Source organism: Wenzhouxiangella sp. XN201 (genome assembly GCF_011008905.1).
Taxonomy (GTDB): Bacteria; Pseudomonadota; Gammaproteobacteria; order Xanthomonadales; family Wenzhouxiangellaceae; genus Wenzhouxiangella.
Genome location: NZ_JAAIVI010000020.1, coordinates 101,345 through 127,071, shown reverse-complemented (window position 1 = coordinate 127,071; position 25,727 = coordinate 101,345). Strand labels below are relative to the sequence as shown.

21 protein-coding genes are annotated in these 25,727 nt (G+C 64.3%); 9 read left to right on the top strand and 12 right to left on the bottom strand.

The features are described from left to right. Positions 1-21 precede the first annotated feature (21 nt). Together G4Y73_RS10015 and G4Y73_RS10010 are read right to left on the bottom strand one after the other, a co-directional pair. Positions 22-1,047, bottom strand: coding sequence for a CPBP family intramembrane glutamic endopeptidase (locus G4Y73_RS10015; RefSeq protein ID WP_164231500.1), 1,026 nt, complete (start codon positions 1,045-1,047; stop codon positions 22-24). A gap of 112 nt (positions 1,048-1,159) precedes the next feature. Beyond that, on the bottom strand, positions 1,160-3,712 hold the full coding sequence (locus G4Y73_RS10010) for a M14 family zinc carboxypeptidase (RefSeq protein WP_164231499.1): 2,553 nt from the start codon (positions 3,710-3,712) through the stop codon (positions 1,160-1,162). Positions 3,713-3,787: 75 nt separating this feature from the next. Here G4Y73_RS10010 and G4Y73_RS10005 point away from each other — a divergent pair, with 75 nt between their 5' ends. From G4Y73_RS10005 to ntrC, 5 genes are all read left to right on the top strand, one after another. Next, positions 3,788-4,417 (top strand): YbhB/YbcL family Raf kinase inhibitor-like protein, encoded by a 630-nt coding sequence (locus G4Y73_RS10005; protein ID WP_164231498.1) that lies wholly within the window; start codon positions 3,788-3,790, stop codon positions 4,415-4,417. A gap of 166 nt (positions 4,418-4,583) precedes the next feature. Beyond that, positions 4,584-5,993, top strand: coding sequence for a type I glutamate--ammonia ligase (glnA, locus tag G4Y73_RS10000; protein WP_164231497.1), 1,410 nt, complete (start codon positions 4,584-4,586; stop codon positions 5,991-5,993). Positions 5,994-6,088: 95 nt separating this feature from the next. Then, entirely contained in the window at positions 6,089-6,601 is a 513-nt protein-coding gene (locus tag G4Y73_RS09995; protein ID WP_164231496.1) for a DUF4124 domain-containing protein, read from the top strand. After that, positions 6,602-7,621, top strand: coding sequence for an ATP-binding protein (locus G4Y73_RS09990; RefSeq protein WP_164231495.1), 1,020 nt, complete (start codon positions 6,602-6,604; stop codon positions 7,619-7,621). Further along, complete coding sequence (gene ntrC, locus G4Y73_RS09985; protein WP_164231494.1) at positions 7,614-8,975, top strand: nitrogen regulation protein NR(I); 1,362 nt, start codon at positions 7,614-7,616, stop codon at positions 8,973-8,975. The genes G4Y73_RS09990 and ntrC overlap by 8 nt, the downstream gene beginning before the upstream one ends. A 212-nt stretch (positions 8,976-9,187) precedes the next feature. Here ntrC and G4Y73_RS09980 read toward each other — a convergent pair whose 3' ends face one another. Next, positions 9,188-10,060: a hypothetical protein gene (locus G4Y73_RS09980; protein WP_164231493.1), complete on the bottom strand. Its 873-nt coding sequence runs from the start codon at positions 10,058-10,060 to the stop codon at positions 9,188-9,190. A 36-nt stretch (positions 10,061-10,096) separates the two neighbouring features. Further along, a complete protein-coding gene (gene dtd / locus G4Y73_RS09975) occupies positions 10,097-10,537 on the bottom strand; it encodes a D-aminoacyl-tRNA deacylase (protein WP_164231492.1) in 441 nt (146 codons plus the stop codon). Between the two features lie 75 nt (positions 10,538-10,612). Here dtd and G4Y73_RS09970 point away from each other — a divergent pair, with 75 nt between their 5' ends. The 4 genes from G4Y73_RS09970 (at position 10,613) to G4Y73_RS09955 (ending at position 16,036) form a co-directional block, all read left to right on the top strand. Then, complete coding sequence (locus G4Y73_RS09970; RefSeq protein WP_164231491.1) at positions 10,613-11,545, top strand: lysophospholipid acyltransferase family protein; 933 nt, start codon at positions 10,613-10,615, stop codon at positions 11,543-11,545. Positions 11,546-11,600: 55 nt separating this feature from the next. Next, entirely contained in the window at positions 11,601-12,848 is a 1,248-nt protein-coding gene (locus G4Y73_RS09965) for an efflux RND transporter periplasmic adaptor subunit (protein WP_164231490.1), read from the top strand. Positions 12,849-12,911: 63 nt separating this feature from the next. Next, positions 12,912-13,613 carry an ABC transporter ATP-binding protein gene (locus tag G4Y73_RS09960; RefSeq protein ID WP_164231489.1) on the top strand — a complete coding sequence of 234 codons (702 nt, stop codon included), beginning with the start codon at positions 12,912-12,914 and terminating at the stop codon, positions 13,611-13,613. Continuing rightward, on the top strand, positions 13,610-16,036 hold the full coding sequence (locus G4Y73_RS09955; protein ID WP_164231488.1) for an FtsX-like permease family protein: 2,427 nt from the start codon (positions 13,610-13,612) through the stop codon (positions 16,034-16,036). The genes G4Y73_RS09960 and G4Y73_RS09955 overlap by 4 nt, the downstream gene beginning before the upstream one ends. A 33-nt stretch (positions 16,037-16,069) precedes the next feature. Here G4Y73_RS09955 and G4Y73_RS09950 read toward each other — a convergent pair whose 3' ends face one another. The 8 genes from G4Y73_RS09950 to rsmB all read right to left on the bottom strand — a co-directional run bounded on the left by G4Y73_RS09950 (position 16,070) and on the right by rsmB (position 25,716). After that, on the bottom strand, positions 16,070-16,888 hold the full coding sequence (locus tag G4Y73_RS09950) for a hypothetical protein (RefSeq protein WP_164231487.1): 819 nt from the start codon (positions 16,886-16,888) through the stop codon (positions 16,070-16,072). Between the two features lie 202 nt (positions 16,889-17,090). Then, complete coding sequence (locus G4Y73_RS09945; RefSeq protein ID WP_164231486.1) at positions 17,091-17,408, bottom strand: tetratricopeptide repeat protein; 318 nt, start codon at positions 17,406-17,408, stop codon at positions 17,091-17,093. A 94-nt stretch (positions 17,409-17,502) separates the two neighbouring features. Then, entirely contained in the window at positions 17,503-18,957 is a 1,455-nt protein-coding gene (locus tag G4Y73_RS09940) for a TrkH family potassium uptake protein (protein WP_164231485.1), read from the bottom strand. 7 nt (positions 18,958-18,964) lie between these two features. Next, on the bottom strand, positions 18,965-20,341 hold the full coding sequence (trkA, locus tag G4Y73_RS09935) for a Trk system potassium transporter TrkA (protein ID WP_164231484.1): 1,377 nt from the start codon (positions 20,339-20,341) through the stop codon (positions 18,965-18,967). A gap of 27 nt (positions 20,342-20,368) precedes the next feature. Further along, positions 20,369-21,718 (bottom strand): sigma-54 dependent transcriptional regulator, encoded by a 1,350-nt coding sequence (locus G4Y73_RS09930; RefSeq protein WP_164231483.1) that lies wholly within the window; start codon positions 21,716-21,718, stop codon positions 20,369-20,371. A gap of 54 nt (positions 21,719-21,772) precedes the next feature. After that, a complete protein-coding gene (locus G4Y73_RS14280; protein ID WP_164231482.1) occupies positions 21,773-23,905 on the bottom strand; it encodes an ATP-binding protein in 2,133 nt (710 codons plus the stop codon). Then, complete coding sequence (locus tag G4Y73_RS09920; RefSeq protein ID WP_164231481.1) at positions 23,895-24,428, bottom strand: DUF4390 domain-containing protein; 534 nt, start codon at positions 24,426-24,428, stop codon at positions 23,895-23,897. Before G4Y73_RS09920 ends, G4Y73_RS14280 begins: the two co-directional genes overlap by 11 nt. Continuing rightward, complete coding sequence (gene rsmB / locus G4Y73_RS09915) at positions 24,406-25,716, bottom strand: 16S rRNA (cytosine(967)-C(5))-methyltransferase RsmB (RefSeq protein WP_164231480.1); 1,311 nt, start codon at positions 25,714-25,716, stop codon at positions 24,406-24,408. The genes G4Y73_RS09920 and rsmB overlap by 23 nt, the downstream gene beginning before the upstream one ends. Positions 25,717-25,727: the final 11 nt, after the last annotated feature.

Here is a 25,727-nt window from a genome sequence, read left to right as displayed (position 1 = left end):
GCGCGACGGATCTGTGCGCAATCAGCTGGTAAGCAGCAAGTAGACGGCGACCAGAGTAGCGCCGTTGTAGAAGGCATGAAGGAAGATGCAGAGACTCAATGAGTCATACCGGTGCCTGACCCAGAAAAAAAGCAAGCCCACGAAGAACCAGACCGGAATAACCACAGCAGAAGATTGAACCGGATTGCCGACCACACCAAACACCCAACCCAACCCTGCGACCGCGATGTGCGCAAGCATGAAGAACCAGGCGTTCACCAGCGCATGAATCCAGACGCGGCGATGTGCGGCAAGTCGTCGATAAGCAACCTGGCGGAACACGGTCTCTTCCAGCAAGGGAGCCAGCACGGTGGCCAGCAGGATGTGCCAGGGCGTAAGCATCACGGCCATCCCTGATCGGAATGCCGACTCGAGATCCCGTTCGCCAACAATGGGTTCACTGGCCAACGGTAATGGCACGGAATCGCCGAAGAGCATGGCCATTACACCAAAACTGACATTTGCAACTACGAACCAGACCCCCAACGGAGCAAGTGGCAGCCACGGACGAGATCGCAAAGCCTGAGCACCAGACGCAAGATCCTGACCAACATCAAGGTGCCGAGTCATGAACACTACAAGGACAAAATAGAGGACGGCAACAACAGCGATGGACCACAACGGAATATCGTTGGACGCCAGGCGGGTTGCCATTTCCCAACCATATATCTCGACATCATCAACAGGAAATTCCTGCTGGAGCAATTCGAAGGCATCGAAGAACGCGTCCACATCGGCCGCTGTGACGGTACAGGAGAAGACCGGGTGTTCATTTCCGGAGGAAGCAGAAGCAATGCCACATTCCTCCGCTTGAAGCAGCTCCTGGCTGTGAAACCAGCGGGAAAGCCCTGCTTCGACCTCCAGCCAAGTCGAGTCGCCGGAAGACTGGAGGACAAGATCGAGATCCACCTTGAGCGGCGTTGTGGACTCGATAAACAAGCTGGTGAGTAAAGCGACTACCGCAATGCCGGCAGCCGCCGTACCGTACACCCTTGTCAGTTCAAGCAAGCCTCCCAGCCTTCCAAACATCCCGACAGCGACTTCCTGACCAAGCGCAGAGACGCGCCGCTCTTAATTCTTTGCGCTCTTCGCGTCTTTGCGGTTTGCTTATCTTCCGCCCTCAGTCCTCGTCGGGCAGTTTCGTCGGCGAAACCAACTGGCTGAAGAACAGCGCATTGGCGAAAAGTTTTTCTCCGCCGCGCCAATAACCGCGGAACAGGGGTTCGTCGGCGATGCGGATCACCGTGCCGCTGCCGTGGCGGATGACGCTGACCGCCGCCGTGCCGGCCAGGCGCTCACGGTTGTCTTCCGACAGATAGCCGGCCGCCAACGGTTCGTCGGCATAGACCGCGACCTGGGCGTAGGGATTGTCGACGGCTTTTAGTACATGCCGGCCCTGGCGGAACAGCACCAGTTCGTCGTCGGCATAGCCCCAGCCCAATGGGTGGGTGCGGTCGATGTCGACGCGCAGGGCGCTGCCACCAATCAGTTCGCGTGCGGAATCCTGGCGGAAGTCGCCATAGGGCCGGCGTTCGAGCTCCTCTTCGTCCGCTTCCTCCTCATCTTTCTCGTCGTCCTCGACCATCGACCACTTGAGATCCAGCGACTCGACCATGGTTGCCGCGCCACCGAAGGCCAGGACCGTGCCACCGTCACGCACGAAGCCGGCCAATGTCTTTTTCAGTCCGTCGTCGGATGAGCCGTACCAGCCCGGCGGCACGATCAGATGCGTGTAATCCGACAGGTCGGTCCGGCCGATGTCGCTCGTGTCGAGCTGCGTGACCGGCTGGCCCAGGCGGGTATCGAACCAGTGCCAGGTCGCCCCGGCCGCATAGGGGCTCACACCGTGCCCGGTCAGCAATGCCGGTCGAACCGGTTCGAGCACCGGTGCCGAGGGCGAGCCGAGGTCGATGCCCGATCGCGCCAGGCCCGACTCCACGGCCACGACCTCGACGCCGTGCGCCGCCGACAGCTCGGCCAGGCGGTCCGCAACCGGATCACTTTCGTCCGGCTGGATGCCGGCATGAATGATCAGGGTGCCGCGTTCAAAATCGCGTTCGCCGCGATCGGTAGCCGTCGTCAACGGTTCCGAGACGACCTGAACCCGGTAGTCGTCGGCCAGCAATTCGGCCAGCACCGAGTCGGCCCGGTACTGGTTCCATGGGATCATCCAGGCCACGGCCTCACTGGCCGGTGCGGCCACGGAATGAACGGGCGGCTCGTTCAGGGCATCACCCGCCGCCGGCAGGCGCCGGACTGGGGTGAGCGGCAGATCGTGCGCCAGGTGCATCGGCCAGGCGGACACGTCGTAGAAGGTCTCGACCTCCATCTCGGTGACCGGCTCGAAGATCGACTTGAGCAGCAGGAAGTGGTCCTGATCGGCCGGGATGACCCAGGCCGAACCCGCGCCGTGGCGCTGTTCATCGATCGTCACGGCCTCATCGACCGGCCGCACCTCGACGCCATGGATCAACAGCATGTCGATCAGGGCGCGCGCACGCGCGGGGTCGCCGCCATCGCCGAGCAGCCAGCCGGACTGCTCCCAGCTGCCGGCCTGGTCGCGGACGTCGGCGAAAAAATCGCGCTGATAATCAATCAGATCATCGGCGTGCGTTACCGCTGCATCCAGGGTCGACAGACTGGTCCGCACCTGGTTGGCCACGGTGGCGTCGAATTGCTTCAGGCCGTAGTCGCTTTCCTGGACCACGCCGCGGCTCGAACTCTGTTCGAACAGGATGCCGATGCCGCCGGTAACGTCCGGATAGGTCGAGCCCTTGCCGATGTAGAAATCGTCGAAGGATTCACGCGCGTAGAAGGGCTCACCAGCGGCGTCGAGCTCACGACCGTGGAACTCGGCAATCGTGCCGGTCAGCTCCTGGTTGGCCGCGGGAATGAGCGGGTTGGCACGCTCGGGAATCCCCGGCTGGAAAAAGAAGGTGCTGTTGCGCCCCATCTCGTGGTGATCGGTGATCACATGCGGGCGCCACTGCCGGTACTGACGGATGCGGTTCTGCGACTCGGGGTGGATCAGCGGCAGCCAGTCGCGGTTGAGATCGAACCAGTAGTAGTTGGTGCGGCCGTTGGGCCAGCCTTCGGCATGTTCGCGGTCGTTCGGGTCGGCGGAGGGATGATTGCCGCGATGCATGTTGATCCAGTGCGCGAAACGGTCGATGCCGTCGGGATTGATCGCCGGCTCCATCACGATCACCAGCTCGTCGAGCCAGCGCCGCACGCGCTCGTCCTGCCCGGCGGCCAGGTACCAGGCCATGACCAGTGCCGCGCTGACGCCGGAAGACTCGTTGCCGTGCACCGAGTAACCCAACCAGATCACCGGCGGTCCGTCGCCCTCGCGCGCTGCCCGGGTGCGGTCGGCGCGCAGTTCGTCGATGTTGGCCAGGCGCTCGGGCGAGGCGAAGGTCAGCATCACCTGCGGCCGGTGGCCGTGGGTGCTGCCGATTTCCTCGATCAGGACCCGGTCGGAGGCCTCGGCCAAACGATGCAGGTAGCGCACGATCTGATCGTGCCGCGGATGACGCTCGCCGGGCTCGAATCCAAGCACTTCGGCCGGAGCCGGAATCGAGGCGTCAACCTCGATGCTTTCGGACAGGCCGGGCGCCGCCAGAGCGGTCAGGGGGAAGAGCAGCACGGCTGCCAGCAGCAGTCTTTTCGTCATCGGTTCAGGCACAGGGTTGAAGTCAGGCTGGTAAGCTTAAACGAGATGGAATGTCGATATCGAGAAGGAGTTCACATGCAACTGGAGTCGAACGATCTGCGCGAGGGCGCACCCATCGACGAACGCTTCGCATTCGGCAAGCCCGATCCGGACGAGCACATGGCGTTGGCCGACAATATCAGCCCGCATCTGAATTGGTCCGGCGCGCCGGCCGGCACCCGCTCCTTCGTGATCGTATGCATGGACCCCGACGTGCCGGCCTCTGCCGACGACGTCAACCAGGAAGGCAAGACCCTGCCGGCTGACATGGAGCGGGTCGATTTCTGCCACTGGGCGATGGTCGACGTTGCACCCGAAGTGACCGAGCTGGCCACGGGCGCATGCAGCGATGGCGTCACCCTCAAGGGCAAGCAGGATCCGCCCGGCCCGGCCGGCGCGCGCCAGGGCCTGAACGACTACACCAATTTCCTGGCCGGCGCCGAAGACATGGCCGGCAACTACTACGGCTACGACGGTCCCTGCCCGCCATGGAACGACGAGCGTGTGCATCACTACGAGTTTACCGTCTATGCGCTCGACATCGATCGGCTCGAAGTCTCCGGGGATTTCACCGGTCATGACGTGGTCGAAGCCCTCAAGGGGCACGTGCTTGACCAGGCTAGCCTGACCGGAACGTACACGCTCAATCCGGCCCTGCGCGATTGATCTGCATGCCGCTCAATATTTAAGCATAATGACTTGGAATTGCTCACAATCTGCGCAAATGTGAATCACGAAGCGCCGCAAGACGGGCCTTCCGAGGCTGGCACGCCGCATGCACTGTAAGGCATCAGACATCCACTCAAACACCCTAATGAGGTAGCAAGACGACATGGCCGCAAAGGACATCATCAAGAAAATCGCCGACGAGGAAATCGAGTTCGTCGATCTGCGCTTCTCCGACACGCTGGGCAAGGAACAGCACGTCACCCTGCCGGCGCACACCGTCGACGATGACTTTTTCGAGGAAGGCAAGATGTTCGACGGTTCGTCGATTGTCGGATGGAAAGGCATCAGCGAGTCCGACATGGTGCTCATGCCGGATACCGCGACCGCTTTTATCGATCCGTTCTCGGAATTCAAGACGCTCAATCTGACCTGCGACATTCTCGAACCGGACACCATGCAGGGCTACAGCCGCTGCCCGCGTTCCCTGGCCAAGCGTGCCGAGGCATTCCTGCAGTCGAGCGGCATCGCCGACGAGGCGTACTTCGGCCCCGAACCCGAGTTTTTCGTATTCGACGACGTACGCTGGAAGAACGACATTTCCGGCTGCTCGTTCGAAATTGACTCCGAGGAAGCGGCCTGGAACACCAACAAGACCTACGAAGACGGCAACTACGGACATCGCCCGCGCGTCAAGGGCGGCTACTTCCCGGTACCGCCGGTCGATGGCCTGGCCGACCTGAGAAGCCTGATGTGCGCGACGCTGGAAGCGATCGGTATCCCGGTCGAAGTTCACCACCACGAAGTCGGCACCGCGGGCCAGTGCGAGATCGGTACACGCTTCAACACCCTGGTGCGCAAAGCCGATGAAATGATGATATTCAAGTACGTGGTCCACAACGTGGCGCACCGTCAGGGCCAGACGGCCACGTTCATGCCCAAGCCGCTCGTGGGCGACAACGGCTCGGGCATGCACGTCCACCAGAGCTTCTCCAAGGACGGCACGAACATGTTCGCCGGCGACGGCTACGGTGGTCTGAGTGAAACGGCACTGCACTACATCGGTGGCATCTTCAAGCACGCCCGTGCCATCAACGCCTTCGCCAACTCCACCACCAACAGCTACAAGCGCCTGGTGCCAGGTTTCGAGGCGCCGGTCCTGCTGGCCTACTCGGCCCGCAACCGCTCGGCCTCCTGCCGGGTGCCCTGGGTCGGAACCGACAAGGCCCGCCGCATCGAGATTCGTTTCGGCGACGCCGCCGGGAACCCGTATCTCACCTTCGCCGCCATGCTGATGGCCGGCCTCGACGGGGTGATCAACAAGATCGATCCGGGCGCGCCGATGGACAAGGATCTCTACGACCTGCCGCCGGAAGAGGAACGCGACATCCCGCGCGTGTGCCACGCCCTCGACCAGGCCCTGGATGCGCTCGACAACGACCGCGATTTCCTCAAGGCCGGGGATGTGTTCACCGACGACCTGATCGACGCCTATATCAACCTCAAGATGAAGGAAGTCACGCGTTTCCGGATGTCGACCCATCCGGTGGAGTTCGACATGTACTACTCGAGTTGAGTACCTGGTGGCCCGGCGCGCGCCGGGCCACCGTTCCCCAGCCAGCCGGCGAGGGGTAGAATGATCAGCGGGCCCCACTCCGCATCACAATCGTTATGAACAGACTCCTGACAGGCCTGACCGTCGCACTGCTCGCCCTCACTCCGGCCCTTGCCCAGGACAAGGTCTATCGCGTCGTCGACAAGGACGGCAACGTCACCTACACCGACGAAAAGCCGGACGACAATGCCGAACCGATGGAACTGCCCGAGCTCAACGTGCTCGAGGGCGAGGAAGAGGAACTGCCGCTGGAAGTGACCGGCCAGCCGCCGGAAGGACCGGCCGAACTCGACTTCCGCATCGAGCAGCCGGCCGACGGCGAAACAATCGTCGGCGACATCGTGGAAATCATCATGGACATCGCAATCGATATCCCGCCGACGGCCGAGATCGCGCTGGTTCTCGACGGTGAGCCGATGGAGCCCCCGGTTCGATCCCTGACTACAACCATCCCGGCCCCGCCGCCGGGCGAGCACCGACTGTTCGCCCGTCTGCAGACGCCGTCCGGCCGCGTGCTCGGAACCACTGCTGCGATCAGCTTCAGCATCGCTGATGACGACAACGGCTGAATGGAAAAGATTGATCCGGACGAACTGGCCACCGGCCTGATCCGGGTCGCCGAAAACGGCCGTATCCAGTGGCTGAACCGGGCCGCCACCACTCTGCTGGGGCCGGCCGGGGCGTCGCTGCGTAACCAGCCCATCGACCGGGTCTCGCCCGCGCTGGCCGAATGGCTGGCCAGGGTCCTGGCCCAGGGACGCACGCTGCAGGCGCCCGAGGCCTCGCTCGAAGGGGACGACCGCATCTTCGATGTCTGCCTGCAGCCCGACGGGGATTCGGTCGTCATCGAGTTACATCCGGTCTCCGAGCGTGTCCGCCAGCGGGAACTGGCCGAACAGGCAGATCGCCGCCAGGCCCTGTCGCTGATGGCCCGGCAACTGGCGCACGAATTGCGCAACCCGCTGGCTGGCGTGCGCGGTGCCGCCCAGCTTATCGCCGCCCGCAAGCTCGATGAGACCAGCGGCCGGCACGCAGCCATGATCCAGCGTGAAGTCGACCGCATCACGGCGCTGATCGATCGCTTCGCCCAAAGTGATCGCCGGGCCAGCGAGCCGGTCAACCTGCACCGCACACTGACCGAGGCTGCCGAACTGGTCATCGCCGAGCAGCACGGGAGACTGTCCCTGGAACAGGATTTCGATCCGAGCATTCCCGAAATGAGCGCCGACGGCGGCCAGCTTCACCAGCTGTTTCTCAACCTGATGCGCAACAGCGCCCAGGCCGGCGCCACCACCATCCGCGCCAGCACCCGGATTGAACACCATTCACCACTCATCGACCGGCCCGGCGGCCACGCGGTGCGCGTCGACATCGAGGACGACGGCCAGGGGGTTCCGGAGGAACTGCGCGAGCGCCTGTTCCTGCCCCTGGCCACCGGCCGCGATCAGGGCAGCGGCTTCGGCCTGGCCATCGTCCAGCAGATCGCCCGCGCCCATGGCGGCCTGGTCGAATACCAGCCGCTCGAGCACGGTAGCCGGTTCTGCCTGCGCCTGCCGCTGAAGACCGCTGTGGAGCCATCGCGTGACTGAATCGATCTGGATCATCGACGACGACGAGGCCGTGCGCTACGTGCTGGCCGAGTATTTCGCCAGCCAGAATCTGCAGGCGCGCACTTTCGCCGACGGCGCCGGGCTGATGCGTGCTCTCAACGAGGGCGCGCCGGATCTGGTCATGGCCGACGTGCGCCTGCAGGGCGAGAACGGGCTCGATCTGATGCAGCGCCTGCGCCGCCAGCTGCCCAACCTGCCGGTGATCGTCATGACCGCCTATTCGGATCTCGATTCGGCGGTGCGCGCCTTCCAGGGCGGAGCCTTCGAGTTCCTGGCCAAACCCTTCGATCTCGACGAGGTCGGCCGCCTGGTGGCCAAGGCCCTGCGCCGGGCACCCGAGCGTGGCGAAGCGCAGAACCAAAGCGAAGGCCTGATCGGCGCCTCGCCGGCCTTCCAGCACCTGGTCCGCATGATCGGCCGCCTGTCGGCCAGCGACGTGCCGGTGCTGATCACCGGCGAGACCGGCACCGGCAAGGAACTGGTTGCCCGCGCCCTGCACCGCCACTCGCCGCGCGCCAGCCGGGCCTTTGTCGCCATCAACACCGCCGCCATTCCCCAGGAATTGCTCGAGTCCGAGCTGTTCGGCCACGAAAAGGGCGCCTTTACCGGCGCGGAAGGACGACGCGCCGGGCGCTTCGAGCAGGCCGAGGGCGGCACCCTGTTCCTCGACGAAATCGGCGACATGCCGCTCGAACTCCAGTCGCGGCTGCTGCGCGTTCTGGCCGAGGGGGAGTACTACCGCCTCGGTGGCCACGACCTGATCCGAACCGATGTGCGCGTGATCACCGCCACCCATCGCGACCTGGCCGAGTTGGTGGCGCAAGGGCGATTCCGCGCCGACCTGTACCATCGCCTCAAGGTCATCGAACTGGAAGTGCCGCCGTTACGTCGTCGCCGCGAGGACATCGAGGCCCTGACCCGGCATTTCCTGCGCGAGGCGGCGGCCGAGTTCAACCTGCCCCGGCGCAGCCCCGACCCGGCCCTGATCGCGCACCTGGAATCGCTGGACTGGCCCGGCAACGTGCGCGAGCTCAAGCACCTGTGCCAGTCCCTGGCCGCGCTGGCGCCGGGCGAGATCGTCGGCCCGGACGACCTGCCCGCCGACTATCGCCGAATCGATTCCGCACCCCAGGCAGACTGGACACAACTTCTGGCCGAGGAACTCGAGCGCCGCGTGGCTGCCGGCGAGCGCGACCTGCACGCCCGCCTGAACAAGCAGTTCGAAAGCCGCCTGGCCGAAACCGCACTCACGGCCTGCGACGGCAACCAGTCCAGGGCCGCCCGCCGCCTGGGCATCAGCCGCAACACCCTGGCGCGGATGTTGAAGGGGTAGTTTCGGGACTCGGAACTCGGAACTCGGAACTCGGAACTCGGAACTCGGAACTCGGAACTCGGAACTCGGAACTCGGAACTCGGAACTCGGAACTCGGAACTCGGGACTCGGGACTCGCGGCATCGTAGGTCGGGGTTACATCGCCGACGGACAACGTTTAAACCGTGTTCACACTTGGCTACGCGTGTTCAGACCTTCAGCGTCGCCTGGGGTCATTCCGCGCGTTGGCAGGTCACCCGAACTCGGCCGTTGTCTGCCGACTCCCCATCGCAGTCCAGCACCGGGTTCGACTGCGCGTTCAGCCATTCAAGCATTTTCTTCACCCCTGATCCGGAGCCGAACAGGAATTCCCGGGCGACGAAGCCCGCTGCATCCACCGGTGCATGACCCGTTGAATCCGGACCATACACCGGCATCTCATTGCCGTCGGCATCTTCGATATGTAGCAGGCTCCAGGTCAGTGCATCGGCAGAGAGCGTAATTGCCAGCAGGCTGCCGTCCGGGTAATCGACCTGGATGCTCAGGGGCCACCACCTGACGCTATCCCTGTCATGGAACCAGAACACCCGCGAGATGGGCGTTCCCACCGCCTCGCTCGCCTCGTAGGCGTCGGGGAATAGTCCCTGTCGGTAGAGCGCGATTCGCAACCCGGAGAGCAGTGAGGCCGACAGCACACCCCAGTGCAGGTCGTCGGCGACCGATTGGGCTTCTTTTTCGAATGCCTCACTCAGCAGGTCCGCGCGGTCGATTTCGATCTGCAGGATCCGTGCCGAATCGATCATGGCTGCAAATCCCTCCGCCTCGTCGCCGGCCAGGCGCAGATCTTCAACGTGCGTGGTCTGCACCACACCGCCGCTGACTTCTTCCAGGGCAGAGCGCTTCTCGAACTTGCGCGACTCGCCCGTTTCGGGATTGGAGACGAAGTACACGCGGTCGCCGCCGGGTGCTGCAAGCACAGCTTCGCGGAAGTCCATATCGGACTCACAAATGCCGCAGAAGACCCACCAGGCATCGTTTGATGCCTGTGCGACAGGCATCGCGAAAAGCGCCAGCAGTAAGGCGGCGCCGATCATGACTCTGTTCATCGCCGGTTCTCCCTGTAACACCTAAATCCTAGAACCCTAGTCGACTTCAATCCAAAACGTCACTGGCCCGTCATTGACCAGAGTTACCTGCATGTCCGCACCGAAGCACCCGAAAGCGCTATCGGACCAGTCGCGTTTCACCTGCTCGACCAGGGCTTCGAACAAGGACTCGCCTTCGGACGGCGAGGCCGCGGGGGTGAAGCTCGGCCGGTTACCCGAGTTGGTATCGGCGGCCAGGGTGAACTGCGGCACCACAAGCAGGCCGCCGCCCGTATCGCGCAGGCTGCGATTCATGCGGCCTTGCTCATCGGCAAACACGCGATAGTTGAGTACTCGCTCGACCAAGCGTGGAATACGCTCGGCCCGATCCCCGCTTCGAAAGCCGGCCAGCATCAACAGGCCCGGTCCGATTTCACCGATGGTCTCACCCTCGATCCTTACTGACGCCGAACTGACGCGCTGCAGCAGTCCGATCACCCGCTCACTCCCGTGCTGGCCAAGCCGCTATCCTACACATTCACCCAGGCAGTCGACAGCCAAGGCCGACACGACATGAAAGTTCGAATCATCCTCGCATTGCTGCGGTTGCTGTCCTGGATGCCGCTACGCTTGCTGCACGGGCTGGCCGTGCCGCTGGCCTGGCTGGCGCGCTGGACGCCCTGGCGCGGTCATGATGTTGCGCGCACCAACCTGGCCCTCTGCTTTCCGGATTTATCTTCCAGCGAACGCGAGCGGCTCTACCGGCAGCATCTGCGCGAAATGATGCGGCTGGTGCTGGAATCGGGTGCCATCTGGTACTGGCCCGGTGATCGGTTGCAGCGCCATGTCCGTCAGGTCGATGGCTGGGAAGCCGTAGTTCGTGCCGCCAATAACGGCCGCGGCGTGCTGCTGGTCGGCGCCCATTTCGGCAACTGGGAGATCATGCCGCTGTGGGTTTCGCTGCAGCGGGAATTCACCGCGCTGTACAAGGCCCCGCGCCAGGCCGAATACGACCGGCAGATCACCCGCAGCCGCGAGCGTTTCGGTGCGCAGTTGGTGGCCAGTGGCAGCCCAGCCATGCGCCGGCTGCTGGCCGGGCTGCGCCGGGGCGAGCTCATCGGCCTGCTGGCCGATCAGCAGCCCAAGCAGGGCGAGGGCGTCTTCGTCGACTTCTTCGGACAGCCCGCCCTGACCATGACCCTGGTCAATCGCCTGGCCCGGCGCACCGGCTGCGCCGTGCTGTTCGCCAGCGCCGAACGGCTGCCCGGCCGCGGCTGGCATATGCGCTTCGAGCCGGCCCCAGCCGCCATCGCCGACGAGGACCCGGCCCTTGCAATGGCGGCCATGCATGCCTGGCTGGAAGCAGAAGTCCAGCGCAACCCAGCCCAGTACCTGTGGAACTACAAGCGTTTCAGCCGCCAGCCGGATGACCAGCCCTCGCCCTATCCGGCCCGAGACAAGGGAACCCGCAAGAAGGAAGTTGATCAGATGGACTTGAACAGGTAGTTTCATCGGGCCGGTCCTTTGGCTCGGCGAACGTTCAGGCAAGGCAGCGAAATCCATGGATGTAAAGCGTTCCCCGTCGCGCAAGCGGCGATGGCTGAAACGGGCCCCGGCACTGCTTCTCTTCGTCACGGTGGTGGCACTCACGGCGATGGCTTTCGCCGTGCTCGATCGCCCACCGGCCGTCGATGGCGAGCGCATCTGGACAGGACCGGCCGAGCGCGGCGAGATGCTGCACGAGGTCTCGGCTTCCGGCCGCCTGGTTGCACCGCGCATTCGTGCCGTGACCAACCGCAATGCCGGCGTGGTCGAGGAAGTCCTCGTCCTGCCAGGCGACCGGGTCGACGCCGACGACACTCTGGTGGTCATGAGCAGCCCGCAGCTGGAGGAAGAACTGACCCAGGCTCGCTGGGACCTGGCGGCGGCCGAGGCCGAAGAAGCCGTCGAGGAAGTCGAGGCCGAAAATCGCCAGCTCGACATCATCGCCCAGTTGGCCAGCGCAGAGGCCGAGTACACGGGCGCGCTAATGGAACTGCAGGCGCAGCAGGAACTGAGCGAGGCCCAGGTGTATTCGGCCATCGAACTGGAGCGACAGCGTCTGCGCGTCGAGCAGCTCAAGAAGCGACTCGAGGCCGAGCAGGCACGATTCGACCGTTCGCCCCGCTTCAGAGCGGCCAAGGAAAGTGCAACGGAGGCGCGCCTGTCACGGCAACGCGATCAGGTGGCACATCTGGAGTCCCTGGTCGAGCAGTTGCAAGTTCGTGCCGGCACGGCCGGCGTGATCCAGGAAGTCAACATCACCGAAGGCGAGCAATTGTCCGCCGGCGCGCTGGTCGCCCGCATCGTCGACCCCAGTCACCTCATCGCCCAGCTGAGCGTGCCCGAACGCGAAGCCGCCGATATCCTGCCGGGCTTCCCGGTCACCCTGGAACTCGGGCAGACGAAGATCTCTGGCGAGGTTGCCCGGATCGACCCGGTTGCGGCCGATCGCAGCATCACCGTAGATGTCGCCCTGACCGACGAGAACCTGCCCACCCTGCGACCCGATCAGAGCATCAGCGGCCGCATCGAGCTCGACCGACTGGATGACGTGGTGCACATTCCCCGGCCATCAAGTCTGCGCGAGGAAAATCAGTCAGCGACCCTGTTCGTGGTCGAGGACGACGTGGCCCGCCGCGTGACGGTGGAGATCGGTCGGCTGTCGGCCACCCGGGCGGAGGTGCGCTCGGGTCTCGCGCCAGGCGAGCAGGTCATCTTGGCCGACATGAGTGATTACGAGGATCGGGAAGTGGTCAGAATCGAGTAACGACATATCCTGGCCCAGGCGAGATCAAGAGACCCCTTCGACGGGGAGATTCAAGGAGATTGCGTGACAGAACAACAAACATTGATCCACCTGCGCAACTTGCGCCGCATCTACACCACTGATCAGCTCGAAACCCACGCCCTGGACGGGATCGATCTCGACATTCACGAGGGCGAATACGTCGCCATCGAAGGCCCGTCGGGATGCGGCAAGTCCACCCTGCTTTCGATCCTGGGCCTGCTCGACGAACCGAGCTCGGGCCACTACACGCTCTCCGGTGTGCCGGTGACCGAGATCGATGCCGAAGAGCAGGCCCGCCTGAGAAACCGCGAGATCGGCTTCATCTTCCAGAGTTTCAACCTGATTCCCGAAATGAGCGTGCGCGAGAACGTCGAGTTGCCTTTGCTCTACCGCGGTGGACTGAGCGCCATCGAGCGCCGCGTCGCCGTCGATGAGGCGCTTGAACGCGTCGATATGAGCGCGCGCGCCGATCACCAGCCTGGGCAGCTCTCCGGCGGCCAGCAGCAACGTGCCGCCATTGCCCGGGCGCTGGTGGGCAAACCGTCGCTATTGCTGGCCGACGAGCCAACCGGCAATCTGGATACTGAAACCGGCGAACAGGTCATGGATCTGCTCGGCGAATTGCATCAATCCGGGGCGACGCTGGTGATGGTCACCCACAATCCCGACTACGCCAGCCGCGCCGGTCGCCGCATCCAGCTCAGGGACGGGCGGATCGAGCGCGACGGAGCCCGCGCGGCATGATGTCCGGCCTGATCGCGGACCTGCGACACGCCTTCCGTGTCTACCGCAGAACGCCCTGGCAGAGCGCGCTGGCGATCCTGATGATGGCCGCCGCCATGGCCCTGGTCGCGGCCACGGCCACTTTGTGGTCGGACCTGTACCTGAGCGCCACGCCTGGCGTTGAAGACGATCGCGGCCTGGTCACCATCGGTCTGCGCCGCGACATCCCCACAGGGCTGTTCGACCACACTGCGCTGGAAAACTTCGAGACGGTGACGCAGACGCTCGAGTCGGTGGCTGCCGCGGCCCTGTTCGGCAGCTTCAGCAACGTCGACTTCGAGGGCGAGCCGCTGACCCAGATTGCCGAACCGGTGCGCTCGGGTTATTTCAAGACCCTGCGCCCGCGCATGCATCTGGGTCGGGCGCCGACCACCGCCGAACTCGAGGGCGAAGGCGACCGGGTGTTGGTTCTCAGTCACGACTTCTGGGAGGAACACCTCGACGCCGATCCGGGCATCCTTCAGCGCGAACTCGATCTGGCCGGCGAGCGCTGGCGCGTAATCGGCGTGGCCGACCCGGATTTCACCGGCCTGCGCGGGCGGACCCCCGCCTTCTGGATACCGTGGCGACGCTTCTTCGCCCACGTGGTGCCGAACTTCCCCGAAAACATGATCGATCGCTTTGCCATGTGGCAGGTGGCCGGGCGCAGCGCCACCGGTGCCAGCCCGCGGGCCGTGGAGGCTGAAGTCAACCGCTTCGTGGCCGACTACGATTTCTCCGCGCGCCTGGGCTCCGCTCTCCGCGCTGGGGAGGTTCTCGTCCTGCCTGGGCTTGTTGCCCGTCCCCAGGCGCGCCAGGCCGCCCAACGCCAGGTGTCGCTGCTGCTGGCCGCCAGCGTGCTGGTCGCCACCGTGGCCGCCGTAAACATCGGCATCTTCCTGTTGGCCCGCGCCCCCGCCCGACGCCGCGAGCTGGCGCTGCGACAAACCTTGGGTGCGACTCGCAGTCGCCTGGCCCGACAGTTGATCACCGAGGCCGGACTGCTGGTCTTTCTGGCGACCGCGGTCGGCATGCTGCTGTCGATCTGGCTGACCGCCTTGATGCGCGAGCTGGCATTTCTCGAGCGAGCCGGCTTTTCCGACGCGGTGCTGAACCTGCCCGCCTTGGCCATGGCCGCCGGCCTGGCGGCGCTGTTTACCGTGCTGGTCGCCCTGGTGCCGATATTCATGGTGCGCGGCCGCCGCCTGGGCCAGATGGGCCGACAGACCAGCGCCCGACCGGGGCCGTTCCAGTTCGCCGCCGGGCTGATCCAGCTGAGCCTGGCCGGCCTGGTCGGCGCCGCCGCCCTCGCCTTTCTGGCTCATGTCTGGATGATGGAGCGGCGCGACCTGGGCCTGTCGACCGAGGGCGTGCTGGTCGCGTCGGTCACGTTCAGCGAGCAGCCCGGCGGCGGCTACGAGCATCCTGGTCCGGAAGCCGTGCAGGCCTACCGAGAGGCCGTGCGCGAGCGACTGGAGGGCATCGCAGGCATCGAGCGTGTCAGCTTCGGTGCACCGGTGCCGGGCCAGATCATGCGCGCGTCAATGAGCCTGGACATCGAAGGCCGGAAAATGACCGCGCGGATGATCAACGTCGACGCCGGGTTCTTCGATCTGCTCGACATTCGGTTACTGCACGGGCGCGGATTCGAGCATCACGGTGAACAGGGCGTGGTCGTGTCGAGAACCCTGGCCGAGCAGGCCTGGGGCGAAATTGACGCGATCGGTCGCTTCATCTTTCGTACCGACGATCCGGACACCGGCCAGCGCGGGCAGGTGATCGGTGTCGTCGAAGACGTCCACTACGACCATCCCGACCGTCCGCACGAGCCTTTGCTGTTCAGCACCCACAGCGGCGTGGTTGGCGTCACCGGTTCGATCCTGATTGAGGGATCGCCCGATGTCGACGCGATCGAGACCGCGGTAAACGAAATCCTGGCCGCGCGCTTCGACATCCTGCACGTCCACCAGGTCACGGCCCTGACCGAAATCGTGGGCGAACTGACCGCCCCCGACCGCGCCCGAGCCATGCTGACCGGACTGTTCGGATTGGTGGTCGTGCTGATGGCCGGCTTCGGCTTTTTCGCCATGCAGCGTTTCCTGGTCGACGCCGGCCGGCGCGAGACCGCCATTCGCATGGCCCTGGGCGCCGGGCCGCGCCTGACTCGCCGGCATGTGCTGGTTCAGGGCCTGAAGCTCGGCCTGCCTGGCCTGGTAATCGGCTCGCTGCTGGCGCTGATCACCGCCGGCTGGCTGAGCGACGATCTGATCAGCGCCGATGTGTCCGTGATCCTGATCGGCACCGCGGTCAGCATCACACTGCTGTTGCTGATGCTGACAGCCAGCCTGCAACCGGCCATGCGGGCCGCCCGATCGCAGCCGGGGGAGCTGCTCGGGGAAGATTGATCGAGACGCCTGGGGCGCGGCTGGTCCCTTGAACTAGCGGCGATATTCGAGCTGGTCGAGCAGGCCTTCGAGCAATAACGCTGTACGCCGGCGCGTGGCGCGGAAGTTGCGGCTCATCATGAATGGCGCCAGGACGGCACCGACCACTGCGGCGCCGAACAACAGCGCACCCAGCCAGGTCGACTCCGTCCAACCCAAAACGACGGCGACGACCAGTAACGACGCCAAGCTCCAGCCCCAGCCCTGCAACAGCTTTGAACGATCCTCGGATTGATCGGCACTGAGCGTGACCATGGTCTGATCATCACCGGCCGGCGCGGTCACGATGCTCAGAGACTGAACCTCTGAGAGCGCATCATTGCGACCTTCCTCATCCAGCATCCACGACAGTCCCTTGCGCAGGGTAGTGGCCAGCCCGTCGATTGGCTCCCAGAAGGATTCATTGGCCCGCATTCGAATCGGCCGCATATGCTCGGTTTCGCGGAGGTGTCGTTCGAACCGGCGATGTACGGCGGCCGCCTCCCCTTCGATGACCCGGCGGACCCGGACATGGGCCGGGCCGACCAGGCGTGTCGCGATCGGATCATCTTCCGGTGCCGGTGGTGCAAGCGTGTCGGCGCGCCACTCGGCCAGGGCACGGCGGACGTGACCGGGCGACAGCCCTACCTCCTCACCGATGCTGATCACCTCCTCCTCGCTCAGGCGACGCTGCTCGCCCTCACCGCTGGCGTTTTGAAACACCGCGGCGCGGGCGATGATGCGCTCGAGCTGATCGGCCGGGACCTCGAACGCGTCGCCGGAGCGACCGCTGCCCAGCTCATGAATATTCGACGAAGATTTCCCGCTGTCCATGTCATTCCTTCGATTCAGGTCATTTGCGTCCAGAAGATGCTATGCAAGACGCGCGCCAGCTTCAGGGCCTGGATATCTGTTTGATTATAGGCCACTTTTCTGACAACAGAACCAATCCTGAGTCGGCATTGGCCAATACTGCCAAGCTACTTGGTAAAAAATACCGAAATTCAAAACCAGAAGGTCAACACGCTTTCCATCTTCAGTCATCGCGCCGGTCCAGGCGCCGGAGCCAGACAGTGATCACCTTTTCAGCCTGCTTGTCGCCGTTGGCCCCGGCCGCTTTCAGGCCCCGCTCCCAAGCTGCACGGGCACCATCCGCATCACCCGACTCGTTGCGGGCCTTGCCCAATTCCTGCCAGGCCATGGTTTGTTCGGGCTTGTGAGCCGTGGCCTTTTGAAGGTGATCGATGGCCCTATCGAGATCGCCTGCCTTCAGCCGCGCCTGCCCGGCAGCCAGGCGGGCTTCGTAGGAATCGCGGCCCTGGTCGATGAGTTTTTCAATGACTTTTGGATCCATCAGGATAGTGTGAAGTGATAAGCGTGAAGTGTGAAGGGGTAGTCTTGGGGTTCTGTACTGCTTAACACTTCACACTGAACACTTCCCACTTGTTTCAGTGTTTCCAATAGGTCGGCGTCAACAACACCAGGATGGTGAAAATTTCCAGCCGTCCGAGAAGCATTGCGAAACTCATCAGCCACTTGGTCATATCGCTCAATCCGCCCCAGTGCGGGCCAGCCTCTCCCAGCGCTGGGCCGAGGTTGTTCATAGCCGAAAAAACCACCGACACAGCAGTGACGAGGTCGTACTCGAGGCCGGAAACAATGAGCGTCAGTACGACGATGCATAAAATGTAGAGCGAGACGAAACCCCAAACGGCATTGGCCACTTCCTGATTGAGAGTACGCCCACCGAGCTTGAGAGGCACGACGGAACGAGGATGGATGAGTCGTTTGAGTTCGCGGATACCCTGCTTGGTCAACAGGTAGACGCGGATGATCTTGAACCCGCCCGTGGTCGCACCCGCACAGCCGCCCAATGCACTGATCAGCAAGAGCAGCAGAGGTAAGGTGCCAGGCCATAAATAGACGGCATCTGTCCCGTAACCGGTCGTCGTCATGTAGGAAACTGTCTGAAAAACCGCGTGCCGCGTAGACTCCCAGAAATCATCAAAAACGTGCTGCTGCCACAACAGAACGGTCGCAAGGGCCCAAACCACCAACAGCAATCCCACGAACAACTTCAGTTCAGGGTCACGCAAATAGACTTGAGCGGTTGCTTGCCTGAGCGCGAGAAAATGCAATGTGAAATTGATGCTGGCAACAAACATGAAGAGGACGACAAGCCATTCAATCAGCGCCGACTCAAAAAAACCAATGGAAGCATCGTGCGGTGAAAATCCAGCAGTCGAAACGGTCGAAAAAGAATGCCCAATAGCGTCAAAGAGATTCATGCCCGCCGCCCAGTAGGCAGCTGCACATATAACCGTCAATCCAATGTAAATCAGCCACAATGCCTTGGCCGTCTCGGCGATGCGAGGCGTCAGGCGACGCTCTTTGACTGGCCCTGTCACTTCTGCCTTGTAAACCTGCATCCCGCCGATGCGCAGCATCGGCAGGATGGCCACAGCCAACACAATAATGCCCAGACCACCCATCCACTGCAGCTGCTGGCGATACCAGAGGATTGAAATAGGCATCTTGTCCAAGCCTGTAAATACTGTTGCTCCGGTCGTGGTGATGCCAGACGTCGATTCAAAAACTGCATCGGCCGGACTAGCGCCAATGGCGAGCATGAACGGTAAAGCACCGGCCAGACATACTGCCCCCCAACACGCGACCACGACCAGAAAGCCGTCGCGGATTCGCAACTCCCGCCTTGAACTGCGAACGGGTAGGTACATCAACAAGCCGGCTATCGCAACGAAGACCAAGCTCACGAAAAACGCGATTTCCGTGCCATCGGCCGAAAAAATGGCAAACAGCAAAGGCGGGACAAAACCGAGGCTGAGAAACAGCAGCAGCACCCCGACGATGCGCTGAACCGGTGCGTAAGTTCGCAAGTTCATCGACGATCTACACGAACACGGCGTCGACCGCGAACAACCGCTCGACGCGCTTGATGGAGCGCTGGTCGGCGACGAACAGAATGACATGATCGTCGGTCTCGATCGTCACATCGTGATGGGCGATGATCACCTGTTCGCCGCGGATGATGCCGCCGATAGTGGTCGCCGGCGGAAGTTCGATCTCCTCGATGCGCTTGCCGACCACTTTCGACTGCCCCGGTGTGCCGTGGGCGACCGCCTCGATCGCCTCGGCCGCACCACGCCTGAGCGAATGCACGCGCACCATGTGACCCTTGCGGATATGCGTCAGCAGCGCACCGATGGTGACCTGCTGCGGGCTGACCGCCACGTCGATGCGATCGGACTCGACCAGGTCGACGTAGGCCGGGCGATTGATCAGCGCGATGACTTTGTCGGCGCCCATTCGCTTGGCCAGCATCGAAGAGAGGATATTGGCTTCGTCGTCGTTGGTCAGGGCGCAGTAAACATCGGTCTCGTCGATCCCTTCCTCGTGCAGCAGATCCTCGTCGGCACAGTCTCCGACCAGCACGATGGCGGTATCGAGATCCTCAGCGATGCGCTCGGCCCGGACCGGGTCGCGCTCGATCAATTTGACGTGATGGCTGCGCTCCAGCCGGCGCGCCAGGTTGGCACCGATGTTGCCACCGCCGGCAAGCAGAATACGGTGGCCCGGTTCGCTCATGCGCCTGAGCTCTCGCATCACCACGGGAATGTCGTCGCGGGCCGCCAGGAAGAAGACGGTGTCATCGACCTCGATGACCGTATCGCCCTCGGGAATGATCGGCACGTCGTTGCGGAAAATTGCGGCCACCCGGGCATCGACCCCGCGCGGCAGCTTGTCGCGCAGCGCCCTGAGTTCATGGCCGACCAGCGGCCCGTCATGAAAGGCGCGCGTGCCGACCAGCTGGGCGCGGCCGTCGGCGAAGTCGAGCACCTGCAGGGCGCCGGGATAGTCGATCAGTCGCTGGATGTGGTCGGTAACCAGGCCTTCCGGGCTGATCAGCAAGTCGATGGGGGTATTTTCGCGATTGAACAGCTCGGGGTGGGCGAGGTAGTCGGCAGCGCGCACCCGCGCGACCTTGGTCGGCGTGTTGAACAGCGAGTAGGCCACCTGGCAGGCGACCATGTTGGTCTCGTCTGAATTGGTCAGCGCGATCAGCAGGTCGGCATCCTCGATGCCGGCGCGAATCAGGGTTTCCGGATGCGCGGCGTGCCCCAGCACGGTGCGGATATCGAGCTTTTCCTGCAGCTCGCGCAGGCGCTCCGGGTCGGTGTCGACGACGGTGATGTCGAAATCCTCGGCCGACAGGCTGCGGGCCATGCCGGTGCCGACCTGTCCCGCTCCGAGAATGATGATCTGCATGGTGCGACTCCCCTCGGTATCCCGTCCCTAGAACTGCTTGGGGTCGATGCCCAGCTGCTTGAGCTTGCGATAGAGATGGGTGCGCTCCATCTCGACGATTTCCGCCAGCTTGCCGACACTGCCTTCCACCGACTGCAACTTGAAGGTCAGGTACTGGCGCTCGAACTCCTCGCGCGCTTCTCTCAGCGGCAGATTGTAGAGGGCCGGCACCTTGCGGTCGCCGACGGTCTCGCCGGTATCGGACTGAGCCAGGGCCTCTTCGACCTCAGCCACGGTCACTTCCTCGCCGCCGCCGAGAATCAGCAGGCGCTGGACCAGGTTGCGCAGTTCGCGCAGGTTTCCAGGCCAGTGATACTGCCTGAGGCGGTTCTGCACCGCCACGGGAAAGTGTCGGTAGGGCGTGCCGTCGCGACCCGGATAGAACTCGGCATAGAAGCGCACCAGGTCGGGCACATCCTCCTGTCGTTCCCGCAGCGGCGGAATCTCGAGCGGCAGGACGTTGAGCTGGTAGAACAGCGACTCGTCGAAGCGGCCTTCACGTACCAGTTTCTCGAGCGGCTGGCCGGTGCCGGCGATCAGGCGCAGATCGAGCTCGGCGCTGTCGCTCTGGTCGGGCGACAAGCGGCCCGACTCGAGCACCTTGAGCAGCACCGTCTGGGCGCTGCGGTCCAGGCGCGAGACGTCGTCGATGAACAGCACTCCGCCCTGGGCTTCGGCCAGCAAGCCGCCGGAGCCGTTCTCGCCGACCAGCATGACCTGGAAGGACTGACCGTCGACGCGGGTGGCGGCACTGACAAAGGGGCCATCGCTGCGGCGCGAGTGGGCGTGAATCCAGCGCGCGGCCTCGAGCTTGCCGACCCCGGGTTCGCCGGTGACCAGTACGGGTGCCTCGTGCTGGGCCACCCGTTCCAGCCGCTGGCGCAACTGCTGCACCACCGCCGAGCGGCCGATCGGCTCGAGCACGGCCGGCTGGCTGCGCTTGAGTCCCTCGTTCTCGCGCTTGAGGCGACCGGCCTCGAGCGCGTTTTCGATGGTGACCATCAGGCGCGCCATCGACACGGGCTTCTCGATGAAGTCGAAAGCGCCCAGGCGCGTGGCCTCGACCGCGGTCTCGACCGAGCCGTGGCCGGAGATCATCACCACCGGGCAGTTGAGGACGTCGGCATCGCGCCACTCACGCAGCAGGCTGATGCCGTCGGTGTCCGGCATCCAGACATCGAGCAGGATCAGTTCCGGTGCGGATTCGCGCAGTCGCTCGCGCGCCTCGCCGGCGTCGGCCGCAAAGGCCACTTCATGACCTTCATCGGCCAGGATTTCGCCGATCATCTCGCGGATATCGGGTTCGTCGTCGACGATGAGAATGCGGGCGCTGCTCATGTCGTTATTGTGTCACCGATCATGGCCGCAAAGGATAACCCAGGCGCACGTCGATCACCCGGCCGGCAACCAGATGCGGACTTCGGCGCCGCCGGCGGCGGAATTGGCGACACGGATGCGGCCACCGTGATCCTCGACAATGCGGCGAACAATGGCCAGACCCAGACCGGAACCGCGCGGCTTGGTCGTGACATAAGGCTCGAAGATGCGCGCGAGCACTTCGTCGGAAAAACCGGGGCCGTCGTCGTACAACAACAGCTCAACGCCGCGGCGCCCACCCAGATCAGCCAGGCGCAGATCGAGCCGGATATGCGGCTGGCCCTCCGGTTGCGCTTCCTGGGCGTTACGCACCAGGTTGATCAACAGCTGGCGGATCTGTCCGGCATCGGCCAGAACGAAGCCGGCCTCGTCATCGGCATGCAGCTCGAACTGGATCGGCATGTCGCCGGTGGCGTAGAGGTCGATGACTTCGCTGATGACCTGGCGGAGATCGATGCGCTCGACCTTCAGCCGGGACGGCCGGGCGTAATCGCCGAAATTGTCGACCAGGCGCCGCAGGGCATCGACCTGGGCGCGGATGGTCGAAGTCGAGCGCATCAGCAGGTCGCGCTGTTCGGACTCGAGCACGGGTTCGAGCTTCCAGGCCAGGCGTTCGGCCGCCAGCTGAATCGGTGTGAGCGGGTTCTTGACCTCGTGCGCCAGGCGCCGCGCCACTTCGGCCCATGCCGCCTCGCGCTGTGCCTGGTCGAGCACGGTCACATCGTCGAATACCACGACGTGGCCACCGGTCTCGGCGGGCAGGTCGGAGCCGCGACAAACCAGCACCAGCGGCTGCTCGGCCGTGCCCAGCTTGATCTCCTGGCGCCAGTCGGCGCCCGGCGCGGCGTGGCGTCCGATGATCAGTTCGAACAGCGGTGCCAGGTCCGGACGTCCGGCCGCCAGCTCTGAGAGTGCATGACCGCGGCAGGCTGCCGGATCGAGCGAGAGAATTCGGGTAGCCGATTCGTTGAACGCGCTGATGCGGTCTTCGGTATCGATTGCCAGCACCCCGGCCGACAGCCGGCCGAGCACGATCTCCAGGTAGCGGCGCTGGGCTTCGAGTTGCTGGCGGCTCGAGGCCAGCTCGCGCGTCATGGTGTTGAACGAGCGCACCAGGAATCCGAGCTCGTCGCGGGTCGTGACCTCAAGGTCCTCGGGGAAGCGACCTGCGGCCAGTTCCTCGGTCGCCTGGGCCAGCTCACGAATCGGCTGGGTCAGACGCCGTGCGGCATTGAATGCCAGCAGCATTGCCAGCAGCACGGTCAGCAGCAGCACGAGTGACAGGATCAGGACCAGGCTCTGCTGCAGGCGCACCCGCAGATAGGCCACGTTCTGATAGCGGTGATAGGCCGACTCGATGCGGCCGGCCAGTTCACTGAACTCTTCCGGCAGCGGATAGAGCGCCTGCAGGATCAGGGTTTCACCGTCGAGCGTCTGGCGTCCGAGATCGTTCAGGACGCGAATGCGGATGCCGCCCTCGACCGGCTCGGCCGCAGCGTATTCCTGGTCGTCCAGGGCCTGACTCAGGGCAAAATCGTTGGGCCGGTCGGTGACGATCCGACCGGGATTGATGCTTGCACTCACGCGCGCCGATCCGGAGGCGTCGAGCACCGAAAGCTCGGTCGGACCGGAACTGCTGACCTGGCTGAGCAGCTGACGGAACAGGCGATCCTCATCGCCCATGTCGAGTCGCCCGGAAATGCGCGCGATTTCGTCGCGCGCATCGCGCGTTCGAAGATCGAGAAACATCTGCCCCAATTCTATCGAGTCGGCCAGCGCCTGCTCGGCGGCAATATCCATCCAGCCATCGATGGTGTCACTCAGGAACTGGATGGCGAACAGATAGAGAATGACGACCGGCGGCAAGGTCAGGGTCACGAACACGGCGACCAGTCGCGCGGTCAGCCGCGCGCCGGGCTCGTCCCGTCGCAAACGTCGGAACAGGCGCACGACCCGGCCGACGATTACGCCCAGCAGCACCAGCACGGCCACGCCGGTCAGGGCAAAAATCCACTGCGCCAGGCGGCCGAGCTGGGTTGCCTCCTGCTCGACCGTCGAGACCAGGTAAAGCGCGGTCAGCAGCATCAGCAGGACTGCGGCGATGGGAATGGCGCGCAGGATGCGCAGTCGGCCGCGCTTACCGATCACTTTCAGTTGCCTCCGGCGGCACCAGGGTCTGCCAACCGCTGCCCAGCCGCCACTGTTCCTCGAACCAGGTCGGCAGGCGCATTGGTGATGGCAGGCGTGTGCGGTCGAGCTGGATGCGCGCCCGAACACGGCTGACCTCGTCGCCGGGTTCGAGCGGAATCGACCAGGCCCGTGGCGCCCGCAGGGCCTCGGTGAGCATGCTCAGCCGCGGAAAGGTCACGCGCGTGTCGTTATGGAAATCCACCAGCTGGAAATGCTGGCTCAGCGGCAGGTAACTGATCTCGAAGCGGTGCCGACGGCGCTCGTCCAGCCCGGGCAGCCAGACCTTGCCGGAGGAGGCGCGCAGCGCGACCAGAAAGGTCAGCGCCACGCCGCGGTCGAGTGCGTCCAGCATGGCCGGGCTGGGCTCGAGATCAACGCCGGCGATGAAATCCAGGCCTTCCCCGGTTCGGACCAGGCGCGGCTCGATGAAATCGACCTGCCACTGACCGCGATCGGCGTCACGGCACCCGGCGAGCGGCAAGGTAATAAAAACCGTCGCAATCACGCTCGCCAGGCAGAATCTGGCGGCCCGGCCGAGCCGGCCGACCGGGCATGTCGGGATTGTCGATTGCGCGGGCATCGGCATGGCGCTCCAGAAAGGCACGGGCCTGTTCGTCGTTTTCGACCCTCAGCAGCGAACAGGTCGCGTAGACAAGGATACCGCCGGGACGGAGCAGGGACCACAAGGCGTCGAGGATTTCGCGCTGGGTTGCGACCAGGTGCTCGATATCCTCCGGCCGCCGCAGCCAGCGGATATCCGGATGGCGCCGGATGACCCCCGTGGCCGAACAGGGTGCGTCGATCAGGATGCGATCGAAGTGCCGGCCGTCCCACCAGCTGTCGGGGCTGGCTGCGTCGCCTTCGACGAGGCGAGCCTCGAACCCGAGCCGGTCGAGTGTGCTGCCGATCCGAACCAGTCGCTCGCCGTCGATATCCAGTGCGGTGAGCTCGACCTCGGCGCGCTCGAGAATATGCGCGGACTTGCCACCGGGTGCGGCGCAGGCGTCGAGCACGCGTTGACCCGCTTCCAGCTCGAGGTAATCGGCGGCCAACTGGGCAGCGCCATCCTGGATCGACACCAGGCCCTGGTCGAATCCGGGCAGGCGGCTGACGGCGATCCGTTCGGCCAGTACCAGGGCATCGGCAAAGCCGTCGACGGCACGGGCCTCGATCCCGGCCTGCGCGAGCTGCTCCCGATAGGTCTCGCGCGCGATGCGCCGACGATTGACCCGCAGCCACAGCGGCGGCGACTGGTTGCCGGCGGCCAGGATGGCTTGCGTCTTATCGCCCCGATCCGCCTCGATCGCCTCGACCAGCCAGCCCGGATAACCCAATCGAAAGGCGGCGGTGTCGGGCAATTCGGCCAGCAGCGCCTCACGCCGGCGACCGAAATTCCGCAACACGCCGTTGGTCAGTCCAGCCAGACGCGACCCGCACAGGGAACGCGCAGCAGCAACGGCTGCATGCACGACAGCATGATCGGGTTCGCGCCCATCGCGCAGCTCGTGCAGGGCGACAGCGAGCAGGAAATGCAGGCGGCGATTGCGGCCCTTCAGCGGCTTTTCCACCAGCCGCCCGATCAAGCGGTCCAGCGCCGGCCAGTCGCGCAGAACCCCATGGCACAAGCGACGCGTCAGCGCCCGGTCGCGGGCCTCGCCAAGCGGTTCGAGCAGCGGCGCCAGCGTGGCATCGAGCGCGCGACCGTTGTCGAGTACGGCCGTCAGTGCGCGTGCAGCCAACTGCCGGGGCAGTGCACCGTCACTCGCCATGGCACCAACTC

Bases quoted from the DNA above. Each gene is read 5' to 3' on its own strand.
- G4Y73_RS10010 (WP_164231499.1), bottom strand. From the start codon at position 3,712: ATGACGAAAAGACTGCTGCTGGCAGCCGTGCTGCTCTTCCCCCTGACC.
- G4Y73_RS10005 (WP_164231498.1), top strand. From the start codon at position 3,788: ATGCAACTGGAGTCGAACGATCTGCGCGAGGGCGCACCCATCGACGAA.
- glnA (WP_164231497.1), top strand. From the start codon at position 4,584: ATGGCCGCAAAGGACATCATCAAGAAAATCGCCGACGAGGAAATCGAG.
- G4Y73_RS09995 (WP_164231496.1), top strand. From the start codon at position 6,089: ATGAACAGACTCCTGACAGGCCTGACCGTCGCACTGCTCGCCCTCACT.
- G4Y73_RS09990 (WP_164231495.1), top strand. From the start codon at position 6,602: ATGGAAAAGATTGATCCGGACGAACTGGCCACCGGCCTGATCCGGGTC.
- G4Y73_RS09980 (WP_164231493.1), bottom strand. From the start codon at position 10,060: ATGAACAGAGTCATGATCGGCGCCGCCTTACTGCTGGCGCTTTTCGCG.
- G4Y73_RS09970 (WP_164231491.1), top strand. From the start codon at position 10,613: ATGAAAGTTCGAATCATCCTCGCATTGCTGCGGTTGCTGTCCTGGATG.
- G4Y73_RS09965 (WP_164231490.1), top strand. From the start codon at position 11,601: ATGGATGTAAAGCGTTCCCCGTCGCGCAAGCGGCGATGGCTGAAACGG.
- G4Y73_RS09955 (WP_164231488.1), top strand. From the start codon at position 13,610: ATGATGTCCGGCCTGATCGCGGACCTGCGACACGCCTTCCGTGTCTAC.
- G4Y73_RS09950 (WP_164231487.1), bottom strand. From the start codon at position 16,888: ATGGACAGCGGGAAATCTTCGTCGAATATTCATGAGCTGGGCAGCGGT.
- G4Y73_RS09945 (WP_164231486.1), bottom strand. From the start codon at position 17,408: ATGGATCCAAAAGTCATTGAAAAACTCATCGACCAGGGCCGCGATTCC.
- G4Y73_RS09940 (WP_164231485.1), bottom strand. From the start codon at position 18,957: ATGAACTTGCGAACTTACGCACCGGTTCAGCGCATCGTCGGGGTGCTG.
- trkA (WP_164231484.1), bottom strand. From the start codon at position 20,341: ATGCAGATCATCATTCTCGGAGCGGGACAGGTCGGCACCGGCATGGCC.
- G4Y73_RS09930 (WP_164231483.1), bottom strand. From the start codon at position 21,718: ATGAGCAGCGCCCGCATTCTCATCGTCGACGACGAACCCGATATCCGC.
- rsmB (WP_164231480.1), bottom strand. From the start codon at position 25,716: ATGGCGAGTGACGGTGCACTGCCCCGGCAGTTGGCTGCACGCGCACTG.